Origin of the sequence: Alteromonas sp. CyTr2 (assembly GCF_947311905.1) — a bacterium.
GTDB lineage: Bacteria > Pseudomonadota > Gammaproteobacteria > Enterobacterales > Alteromonadaceae > Alteromonas > Alteromonas macleodii.
In genome coordinates this window covers 19,262-29,899 of the sequence record NZ_CAMZMZ010000046.1, presented here as the reverse complement: position 1 = coordinate 29,899, position 10,638 = coordinate 19,262, and the positions used below count along the sequence as shown (strand labels likewise).

Here is a 10,638-nt window from a genome sequence, read left to right as displayed (position 1 = left end):
GAAGCCGGATATACGGACGCAAACCATTTTAGTCAAACAGCATGTTTACTCTTGCAATAAAGGGGGAGACCATATACAGGCCCTAGTGTTAATTGCAGCTTAATACGTCGCCAAGTATCTGTTTTTTCGAAGTCTTATTCTATTTATTACAGCTACCCACAGTAGCCTCGACCATTAAACAAGGTTTTATATGAAGATTTTATATATTTGTACGCACAACCGTTGCCGCAGCATTCTTTGCGAGGCCATCACTAACGCCTCGAACGGCAATGTTGAAGCACGTAGTGCTGGCAGCCAGCCTGTAGGGGAAGTACACCCTCTTTCTCTTAAGTACCTTGCAGAGCGCGGGTTTAGTACAGACGGCCTTCAAAGCCAGTCGTGGGATGAATTTGAAGATTACGATGCTGATCTTGTTGTCACCGTTTGTGATTCAGCGGCGGGTGAGTCATGCCCTGTTTATTTCGGTAAATCTCTTAAGGTGCACTGGGGCTTAGAAGACCCGTCTAAGTTAGAAGGTAGCGAACAAGAGAAAGCAGAGGCATTCAACAACACTATCGATATTATTGAAAAGCGTGTAGCGGCATTAGCAGAGCTTGCTGAGAAAAACTTAGATAAAACAGCGCTTAAAGAGGCACTATCAAAATTAGGAGCCCAGTAATGGGTAACAGTAAATCAATGAGCCAAGATATATCAAGCAACCAAGAAAGCTCAACAGCACAAAGCCCATCTGATAACGCGGTAATGGCGCAAATGCACAAGCCAATTATGGCTAACTTTGCATCAAGGTTCTCAGATCACAAGCCGCGTATTTTGCTACTTTACGGCTCGCTCAGAGAACGCTCGTACAGCCGCCTAGTAATTGAAGAGTCGGCAAGATTGCTTGAGTACTTTGGTGCTGAAGCCAAAATCTTTGACCCTCGTGGATTGCCGCAGCCAGATACTGAAGATGACTCACACCCAAAAGTGAAAGAACTGCGTGAGCTTATGATGTGGTCTGAAGGGCAAATTTGGTGTTCACCAGAGCGCCACGGCAGCATGACTGGCATTATGAAAAGCATGATTGACTGGGTACCGCTTAGCCTTGGCGGCGTTCGACCAACCCAAGGTAAAACGTTGGCGATTATGCAGGTTTCCGGCGGTTCACAATCGTTCAATGCGGTAAACCAAATGCGCATTTTAGGTCGCTGGATGCGCATGCTAACCATCCCTAATCAGTCTTCTGTGGCAAAAGCCTTTCTAGAATTTGAAGACGATGGTCGCATGAAGCCGTCACCTTACTACAACCGCATTGTGGACGTAGTTGAAGAGTTGGTGAAATTTACTTTGCTCACCCGCGACAACAAAGACTTTCTCGTTGACCGCTATTCTGAGCGCGTTGAAAGCGCAGAAGAAGTGAGTAAGCGTGTTAATCAAAAATCGTTGTAAAGTAAGACAAAGGTGCATCAGAATGGGTTTCTTTGAACGTTATTTATCAGTGTGGGTTGGCCTTTGCATTGTTGCAGGGGTGGGCCTAGGCTATGCCATGCCGGGTGTCTTTGCGTCTATTGCGGCGCTTGAATATGCGCACGTAAACCTGATAGTGGCAGTACTTATTTGGCTAATGATTTACCCAATGATGGTACAAATAGACTTTGGCTCAATTAAAGACGTGGGTAAAAAGCCGAAAGGCCTTGTACTGACCTTGGTGATTAACTGGCTGATAAAGCCCTTCACTATGGCACTATTGGGTTGGCTATTTTTTAAGGGCATTTTTGCCGACTGGGTAGATCCGCAAACTGCCACTGAGTACATTGCAGGCATGATCCTACTGGGCGTCGCTCCATGTACAGCGATGGTATTTGTGTGGAGTCACCTTACCAAAGGGGATGCTAACTACACGTTAGTCCAGGTATCAATTAATGACTTGATTATGGTCGTTGCCTTTGCACCGCTTACCGCCATGCTGCTGGGCGTAACAGATATAACCGTACCATGGGATACCCTGCTGCTTTCTGTTGCACTGTATGTTGTATTGCCATTGGTCGCGGGTTATATCACGCGCCGTCACTTGGAAAATAAAGGCAATAACGCACAAGGAAATGGCGCTGTTGACGCATTGGTTAGCAAGTTCAAACCCTTTTCAGTTATCGGCCTGCTACTCACTATTGTTATTTTGTTTGGTCTTCAGGCCGAAACTATTTTATCGCAGCCGCAAGACATCGTGCTTATCGCGATACCGCTACTAATACAAACTTACGGTATTTTTGCCATTGCTTACTTTGCGGCAAAACGTATGAAACTGCCGCATAATGTTGCAGCACCGGCATGTATGATTGGTACGTCTAACTTTTTTGAATTGGCGGTAGCCGTCGCTATTTCGCTATTTGGTTTACACAGCGGCGCAGCACTTGCCACTGTGGTGGGTGTATTAGTTGAAGTGCCCGTTATGCTTTCGCTAGTGTGGTTTGCGAACAAAACGCGCCACTGGTTTGACTAAGCACATATGAAAAAGGGCGAACCGCAGTTCGCCCCTTTTCATCAATTTTTCTCATCAACCTTTATCAACGCTTTTTACAACGCTCTTTATAAGTCGTTAAAATCTTAAACCGCAATCGCTGGTTTGTAAGTATCGGGAAGAATAAAGCCAAAGCGCTGCAAAACTGACGTTAGCACGTCCCGTTTTATCGGCTTTTCTATAAAGCCCAGTGCACCTAAAGACATCACTTTTTCTTGCATCATTGGCTGAATATCGCCAGACACGACGATAACAAACGTTTCTAGCTGACGGCGTTTTATTTCACTCAACACACTGATACCACCAAGAACAGGCATGGTCAGGTCCAGTAAAACCAAATCTATTGTGTGATGAGCCAATACTTCCAACGCGTCCATACCATTTGACACTTCGTAAATAGTTTCAGCAAAGCCATCTGGCAAATTGCTTCTCGCCATTTTTCGCGCCAGCGCCGAGTCATCACAAATAAGAATATTAAAACCCATCAAATACAAACTTATAATTGGTTATTAATCCGCCAACAGAATACATTAAACGAAAGTATAATAAAACAAAAAAGTGTCTGATAATTGGTAACTTAATCGCTATCTGCGCCAAACTTCACTCTTCAAGCTATCTATTTTGTGGTAGATATAGCGAGTAACAAAATAAGGAACACACGACCATGCAAGAGTTAGCTACCAGCCAAGATAAGAGTTTGGTAAGAAAAGTTGCCTATCAAATTTTGTCTCATTTCGATAAGAGTTATCGATGGTTCACCCGCATCACTCGTGGCGCTCAAGAAAGGTTCGAAAAGGGAAATTGGAAAGAAACTCAGCTTGCCTCTAAAGAGCGAATAACCATTTACGAGCAAAGCCTGTCAGACGCTGTCGCCGAAATTTATCAGCTAACTCAAGTACATCAAAAAGACGACGCTTTCTGGCAAGAGCTTAAGAAAGTATTTGCTTTACAGCTAGAAGGCCACCCGCAGTTTGAGCTAGCCGAAACCTTTTACAACTCTGTAATTGGTCGCTTGTTTAAACATAGAAAAATCGATAACGATATGATGTTTGTCTTGCCCAGCCGCTGTTTCTTACCCGGGCAAGACAGAGACAAAGTGATTAACAGCTTCGACACCACCACCACGGTGCGTGAAATGTACGAGTCAATTTTTAAGATATATCGATACAACATTCCATTTGAAAACTTCGAGCGAGACCTACAGAACCTTGAAAGCGCGCTTCGCGCTCGGTTGAATAAGGAGCAGCTAGCCAGCGTTCAAGCTGTGGAAATCCTTAAGCCTACGTTTTTTAGAGGAAAAGCCGCTTACCTGATTGGGCGAATTTGCATGCCCGACGAAACGCTGCCGTTTGTTATCGCCATGCGACGCTATAACGAACCCCATATGTTTGTGGATGCGCTGCTAACTGATCGCAAAGACTTAAGCGTTATTTTCGGTTTTGCTCGCAGCTACTTTATGGCTGACACTCAAAATCCTGCGGAAGTTGCCGCCTTTCTTCAAGAGCTTCTCCCCAATAAAAAGCACTTTGAACTGTATATGGCAATGGGACACTACAAGCACGGTAAAACAGTGTTTTATCGCAACTTCTTGCAGCACATGGACGAGTCGGACGACAAATTTGAGGCGGCTCCTGGCATTCGAGGCCTGGTCATGATGGTTTTCCATCTTCCGTCTTATGGCGTGGTGTTTAAGATTATTAAAGACGAGTTTGCAGAGAGTAAAAAAATCACGCGTGAACACGTTAAAGAATGCTATAAGTTAGTGAAAATGTCAGACCGTGTGGGCCGAATGGCAGATACCCACGAGTACGTAAACTTCAGGTTTCCGCTAGACAGAATTGAGCCTGAGTTAATTGATGAACTCAAAGAGACGTGTGCATCGAGCTTAGAATTCACTGAATCTGAACTCATCATTAAACACATGTACATTGAACGGAAAATGACGCCGCTTAATCTGTATCTACAAGAAGAAACAGATGAAGAGAAAATTACCCGAGCACTAGATGAGCTTGGACTGTGCATTAAGCAAATTGCCATGGCCAACATATTTCCTGGCGACATGCTACATAAAAACTTCGGTATTACCCGTCATGGCCGCGTTATTTTCTACGACTATGATGAAATTTGTTTAATGAATGAGCGCAATTTTAGATCCCTGCCGAAATCTGACGATCCTTATGCTATTGATACGCTCTCGGTAGCGCCTAACGACGTATTCCCCGAGCAGTTTGAGCACTTCATTGTAGGTAAACGCAAGTTCAAAGATATACTTAAATCGTTACACGGTGATTTGATGACCCCTGAATATTGGCACGAAGTTCAGGAAAAATGTGCACGAGGCGATGTTCAACACTTCACGCCTTACAACGCCAGCATGCGTTTTGACAGAGGCTAACTAAGTTAAGTGTTTGATCAAGATGCACGTTGACCGAGTCCCAGTACAGTTTGAGAGCGCAGTTCAAGAGTGTAGAACATGCCAATGCACTGTGCATGCGCCCTCTAGGGCACTAGACACCTGAACAAATTGTCGCTACATGCGAAAAAGCTTAAAAGTGATCGTTTCGTTACTTAACACTCGTAAAAGCATGTGAAAGCGATACTGCTTTGCGACTGCTTGATTTTGCTTGCTGACGATTAATCGCCACATAATGGCGACAGCAACGCCAAACAAGTGTGTGAATGTTGATAAACAAAAGAAGCGTAATAATGAAAGTGCTACTTGTAGAAGATGATCCAAAGGTTGCCTCGCACATTGCAAATGGACTATTGGGTGAAGGGCATGAATGTATTACTGTAGGTGATGGAACATCAGGCTACCAACAGGCGTCAAGTAACGAATTAGACGCCGTAATTCTGGATGTGATGCTGCCCGAACTCGACGGTTTTTCTGTTTTAGAAAAACTTCGCGAAGAAGGCAACACAACGCCCGTTTTATTACTGAGTGCAAAAAGTCAGGTTGAAGACAAGGTCAAAGGCCTTCGCACAGGCGCTAATGATTATTTAACTAAGCCTTTTGCCTTTGAAGAGTTACTTGCTCGCGTTGAGGGCCTTGCAGGTCGTAACAAAGAAGGTGAAGACAAGACGCTGATAAAAGTAGGCGACCTCACTCTAGACCTGGTTAACCGCAAAGTATTGCGCGGCGATCAAGAGATCGACCTGCAGTCTAAAGAATTTCAATTGCTTGAATGCCTGCTCCGTCACAAGGGTAAAGTCGTGACGCGAAGCATGCTGCTTGAGCAGGTTTGGAACTATCATTTTGACCCGCAAACGAATGTGATAGATGTTCACATTAGCCGCTTGCGTCAAAAAGTGGATAAGGCGTTTAATGTCCCGCTTATCGAAACCGTAAGAGGCACAGGGTATCGAATAGCGGATGGGCTTGCATGATAGCAATACGCGACTTTACGCGTAGTTCAAGTTTTCGCGTAGGCGTATTGCTCACTACTCTGGCTTGTATTGCCATTGTTTTAATTGTTTATTTTTGGCGATTAACGAGCAGCGACTTGTTTATTTCGGAATCGAATGCTGCCGTTAATGCCAAAACAAACGCGCTGATTACTCTTTATGAAAACCTCGGTATTGACGCGGTTAAGTTAGCGATAGCCAAAGACAATGGCCAACATTCGCCAAATGGCTCAACAATCACCTCAGCGTCCGACCACCTACGTTCATTTGTTGCACTGAGTAAAGATGAACAAGTAGTGGCTGGCAATTTGTCGTCAATTCCCCTTGTTCTTGAGCGCCACAAAAGCGCCAGTTTTGCTACCGCAGAAATAGTTATCACCCGCCCCAATAGCACAACGAGAAAAACGCTGCGCCAAGCACTTATGAGAGAAGTAACCCTTGGCGATCACGTGCTTTACGTTGGTCGTGGCATTGACGATTTATACAGCGCACAGTGGTTTGGTAAAACGTTCAGCTGGATCATTGTGGTGTTGCTTTGTACCTTGAGTGTGCTGAGCTTCGCTATAGCCGTTTACGTGGTTAATCGAATTAACCGCATGTCGCAAACGGCGGATAAGATTATCAAAACGGGAAACCTGCAAGAGCGTTTAGAAATTGACAGTAATTGGGACGATCTGAGCAGTTTGTCATTTGTGTTTAATCAAATGCTCGATACTATCGAGAGTTCAGTCAACAATATAAAGTCAGTGACCGATAGCATCGCCCATGACCTTCGCACTCCATTATCTCGACTTCGCAACACGCTAGAAAAAATCGAAGACACTCAACTAAGGGAAGATACAACCCAAGAAGCCGACAACCTGCTAAACATGTTTAACAGCTTGTTACGCATAAGTGGGCTTGAAACCACCAATAAGAAAGAAGGCTTTTGTTCCACTGACGCACGCGCCATCGTAGAGGACGTGGTTGACCTGTATCACCCCCTTGCAGAAGAGCGCGACATTACCCTTTCGAGCGAGCTCGATGCAGTTACAATGCTTGCCGATCCTAACCTGCTATTTCAAGCTGTAGCTAACGTGTTAGACAACGCCATAAAGTACTCTAACGAAAAAAGTGTGGTCACCGTACAGCTCTCTACCACAGCAAGTCATATCGTGATTGCCGTGAACGATGCGGGAATTGGCGTGGGTGAACATGAAATTGTGAATCTGGAGCGCCGATTTTATCGGGCAGACGGCAGTAGAACCAGTAAGGGAAATGGGTTGGGCTTATCGCTTGTGTCTGCCATTGTGAAGTTACACGACGGCCACATTTGGTTTATTCACGACCCGCTAGTTAAAGGGCACGGGTTAGGTGTGGTATTTACGTTTAAGCGTTAAGCTTTGGACTATTGTTTTTGTCGACAAAAAATAAAAAAACGCTGACGCTTTTTTCTTAGCATCAGCGTTTTTATCCTACATTTTCAACGTTGTGATTTGTGCCAGTCGCTTACGCTAACAGCGACTTCACGTACGCTTTAATCTCTTCATCTTGACCGTGGTCAAATAGACACTGCTGGAAACGCTCTCCAGATACGGCTGTTTTAACCAGTTCAACGTCCATTTTTTTCAGTGAATCGACGTAGCTCTCTGGAGCCAACGCACGTTTCAAATCTGCGAGAATACCAGCGTTTCGTACTTGAGGTTCTTTACGTTCAACGGGATAGCCCGCGCCACGCTCGCCTGTTAACGCTTTCTCAAAGATATAACGCGCATTAAGTTCAGCGCCCCATCCAAAGCCTTTTGCAAAAGGTAACGCTAACGCATTTCCATTGTTAACTTGGTTAAACAAAAATGCATCTGAAGGGTCGATACAATAACCGCAAAATACGCCTGGATGAGCATTCAATGACATCATAGCCCCTTGACCCGTACCACAGCCTGAAATCACAAAATCGACAGCTTTTGAGTTGAGTAGAATAGCTCCCATTATGCCTAAGTGCACATAGGTAAGATGGTGATCAGTTTCGCTGTTCATACCCACATTGAATACAGCGTGTCCCAGTGAGTCCGCCACGCTTGTGAGCTCATTTAATATTACCGGATTCTTAGCCGCCTGACTGTTTTCCATCATCAATGCAACTTTCATGAACGCTCCTAAGCAAAGAAAAATAACGAATTAAACGCTTACATTAGCATGGAACGAAATGCCACCTCACGGGTAATGCCAAAGTAAATGTCGATTAGTTTCAAATGTGAAACGAAAACGGAAATATATGAAGATGGAGGGCCGACGAGTAACAACTCACTGACCAGTAAATCTACTGGCCAGCATTTTTCAAAAAACGAGGTTAATGGCGTATTAGTCTGTTTGTTTTTGCATAAATATGGTGACTTCTGCCATCACAATGCCAAACTTACGAATATACGAACGGTTCATCATAGTACTGTCGTCAAATGCCCAAAACCAATCGTCAAACGTCACTGAATAGGTAGTGTCATCCACCGGCAAATCCATCTCGTAATGAAAGTTAAATGCGTTGCCAAAGCTTGTGCCTTTGGCTGGACCATCAATGTCACTCGCGCGACCCACATAGCTATTATCACTCTGCTTTACGATGGTCCAAGTACGGGACGTTGGACCGTCGCCCACACCGTAATTAAAGGATTCATCAAGGGTTAACGTATTGCCATCTACTGAACCATCGATGTCTACTACGAACCTTTGCACCACCTCGCCCGAGCGGTTCTGAACAATGCCCCAGGCTTTAACGTTCCCATCAAAAAATTGCTCAATATCGAAAACAGGCGATACAGATCTGTAGTCTTCACCATCGACTGAAACAGAGCATCCGGATAGCCCTGCCACCGTTAAAGTGGCAATTCCGATTCCTAAAACAAACTTCACCGTATTCTTTATCACTTTCGCAACCTTAATCAATTGACGAGATAGACTTGGCGTAATGCTAATAAAGCGTTGCCCTTATCCGTTTCCCAATAACTTCTTTCTAAATTTTGGCTCAGACGTTTTATCGCTTAGCCAGATATCAAAAAAACGCTGTGTAAATACTTTGTCTTCAATTTCATCAGCCTTTTCACCGTTCACGTAAAACACACTCGTGCCATCTTTCGTAGCGATACCGGTAATGACGTCGCCCTCGCTGACGTCAGGAAAGATACTATTCATTAGGGAAAGCCACTTGTCTGAATCATCAGCCGATAGGTCTCCTTGCTTTTTCATTTCATCAATAGAACGCTGGGCAATTTTCTTGCCTTCCAAGTCTCGCTGGTACGTTAACTTTAGTGCAAAGGGGGGCTGGTTTTGGTAAGCGCCTTCAGGCGCATAAAGCTCACCGGTATACACATCCCAGAAGTAGTAAGAGAACATTCCTTTTCCAACGAGCTTTGCATTGGGAACATAATTACTGATGTGCTTAACATCTGGCTCTTGCGCAACCGCATTCTTTGACATGATTAGCCCGCTTGTTGATATCGAAACAAAAAGCATGATGGAAAACATCTTCGCAGCCATGCTAGCGCTATACATCGAATATCCCCACACACCACTGGCACTTTCTGGGCGCATTGGTAAGGATTTAGCTCTCAACTGGCGAAATAGGCCATACATTTTGATAACCATAACTATGCTCTTATTAGCGTAATAAACATTACAGGTCTTTTATTGAATTTCTATCTGGTTATACTCTTGCCTTCACACATTTGATCAACTGACACTAGGCTTTCGTTGTGCTTCCCCTTGATGCATTTAAATCGTCATTAACCCTGCCCTCACCGCTAATCCCATTTAAGCCAAATTGGGAAGGTGCCAGCAAGGTATCGCTATTTGTTAAGCGTGATGATGCTATTCACCCTGTAATGTCAGGTAATAAATGGCGAAAGCTAAGTCATGCGCTCACCAGCCCGTTGCCAAAAACGATAGTGAGTTTCGGCGGCGGTTTTTCTAACCACCTGCATGCACTAGGCTTTGTTTGTTATAAATTGGGCATTCCTTTTAACGCCGTTATTCGCGGTGACTACAGCGCTGCACCTACACCCATGATTGAGGATTTGAAAAGTTGGGGCACCCGTATCGACTATGTAGACCGAGTCACTTACAAAAAGCGAAACGATAGCGCATATCTACTTCATCTTAAGCAGCAGCAACCTGACGCGATGATCATTCCTGAGGGCGGAAGCCAAGCACAAGCGCTTCAAGGGATAAAGGACATGGTTGATGAAATCGACATAGACTTTGATTTTATTGTCGCTCCTGTCGCTAGTGGAGCCACTTTGGCGGGAATAGTCAGTGCATTAAATAAACGTAATGAAAATAATGCGAAAGACACTCTCCATCACACTGGTTGCAACGCTGTCGGTGTTGGCGTGCTGAAGGGTGAAGACTACTTAGAAGGATTAGTCGAACAATTTCTTCCAGCCTCGCTTGGGCGATCAAATTGGCATATTGAACACAACTACCACTTCGGTGGTTACGCCAAAGCGCCAAATGAGCTTCAAACCTTCTGCAACGATTTTAATAATACTTTCGATTTTGATATCGAGCCTGTTTATTCCGGCAAAGCCTTTTGGGCAGTTAAAGATATGCTGGCCAAAGGTATGTTTGAAGACGGGTCACGCATTGTTGTACTGCACACAGGCGGCTTGCAAGGCGCAAGATAAACCCCTTTTATAACAGAGTGTTGCGATCACTACCTTTCGGTGTTACAACTATCCCTGTGAGCTTGCTCACAATTCTTTTAAACA

Annotated in this window: 11 protein-coding genes; 7 read left to right on the top strand and 4 right to left on the bottom strand. The window is 44.5% G+C overall.

Features of this window, described 5'->3' with window-relative positions; translation table 11 throughout:
• Positions 1 to 190: 190 nt before the first annotated feature.
• From QME20_RS17810 to arsB, 3 genes are read left to right on the top strand one after another with little or no spacing between them, the layout of a single operon-like run.
• Positions 191 to 658 (top strand): arsenate reductase ArsC, encoded by a 468-nt coding sequence (locus QME20_RS17810; protein ID WP_049586016.1) that lies wholly within the window; start codon positions 191 to 193, stop codon positions 656 to 658.
• Positions 658 to 1,425: an arsenical resistance protein ArsH gene (gene arsH, locus QME20_RS17805; protein ID WP_014950498.1), complete on the top strand. Its 768-nt coding sequence runs from the start codon at positions 658 to 660 to the stop codon at positions 1,423 to 1,425. The genes QME20_RS17810 and arsH overlap by 1 nt, the downstream gene beginning before the upstream one ends.
• A gap of 22 nt (positions 1,426 to 1,447) precedes the next feature.
• The gene (gene arsB, locus QME20_RS17800; RefSeq protein ID WP_014980115.1) at positions 1,448 to 2,476 is read left to right on the top strand and encodes an ACR3 family arsenite efflux transporter; all 1,029 of its coding nucleotides are present in this window, start codon (positions 1,448 to 1,450) and stop codon (positions 2,474 to 2,476) included.
• Positions 2,477 to 2,580: 104 nt separating this feature from the next.
• On the opposite strand, the gene QME20_RS17795 is transcribed toward arsB, so the two are convergent.
• Positions 2,581 to 2,979 carry a response regulator gene (locus QME20_RS17795; RefSeq protein ID WP_014950500.1) on the bottom strand — a complete coding sequence of 133 codons (399 nt, stop codon included), beginning with the start codon at positions 2,977 to 2,979 and terminating at the stop codon, positions 2,581 to 2,583.
• Positions 2,980 to 3,158: 179 nt separating this feature from the next.
• Here QME20_RS17795 and aceK point away from each other — a divergent pair, with 179 nt between their 5' ends.
• From aceK to QME20_RS17780, 3 genes are all read left to right on the top strand, one after another.
• Positions 3,159 to 4,889: a bifunctional isocitrate dehydrogenase kinase/phosphatase gene (aceK, locus tag QME20_RS17790; RefSeq protein WP_014950501.1), complete on the top strand. Its 1,731-nt coding sequence runs from the start codon at positions 3,159 to 3,161 to the stop codon at positions 4,887 to 4,889.
• A 311-nt stretch (positions 4,890 to 5,200) separates the two neighbouring features.
• Entirely contained in the window at positions 5,201 to 5,881 is a 681-nt protein-coding gene (locus QME20_RS17785; protein ID WP_014950502.1) for a response regulator transcription factor, read from the top strand.
• A complete protein-coding gene (locus tag QME20_RS17780) occupies positions 5,878 to 7,278 on the top strand; it encodes a HAMP domain-containing sensor histidine kinase (RefSeq protein WP_281716340.1) in 1,401 nt (466 codons plus the stop codon). The genes QME20_RS17785 and QME20_RS17780 overlap by 4 nt, the downstream gene beginning before the upstream one ends.
• Positions 7,279 to 7,387: 109 nt before the next feature.
• On the opposite strand, the gene QME20_RS17775 is transcribed toward QME20_RS17780, so the two are convergent.
• The 3 genes from QME20_RS17775 to QME20_RS17765 form a co-directional block, all read right to left on the bottom strand.
• The gene (locus tag QME20_RS17775) at positions 7,388 to 8,026 is read right to left on the bottom strand and encodes an RpiB/LacA/LacB family sugar-phosphate isomerase (RefSeq protein ID WP_039226261.1); all 639 of its coding nucleotides are present in this window, start codon (positions 8,024 to 8,026) and stop codon (positions 7,388 to 7,390) included.
• Between the two features lie 213 nt (positions 8,027 to 8,239).
• Positions 8,240 to 8,800 (bottom strand): DUF3833 domain-containing protein, encoded by a 561-nt coding sequence (locus QME20_RS17770; RefSeq protein ID WP_039226258.1) that lies wholly within the window; start codon positions 8,798 to 8,800, stop codon positions 8,240 to 8,242.
• A 60-nt stretch (positions 8,801 to 8,860) separates the two neighbouring features.
• The gene (locus QME20_RS17765; protein WP_281716339.1) at positions 8,861 to 9,517 is read right to left on the bottom strand and encodes a chalcone isomerase family protein; all 657 of its coding nucleotides are present in this window, start codon (positions 9,515 to 9,517) and stop codon (positions 8,861 to 8,863) included.
• Positions 9,518 to 9,624: 107 nt separating this feature from the next.
• Between QME20_RS17765 and QME20_RS17760 the strand changes: the two genes are divergently transcribed.
• Entirely contained in the window at positions 9,625 to 10,554 is a 930-nt protein-coding gene (locus QME20_RS17760; protein WP_069944816.1) for a pyridoxal-phosphate dependent enzyme, read from the top strand.
• The last annotated feature ends 84 nt before the right edge of the window (positions 10,555 to 10,638 follow it).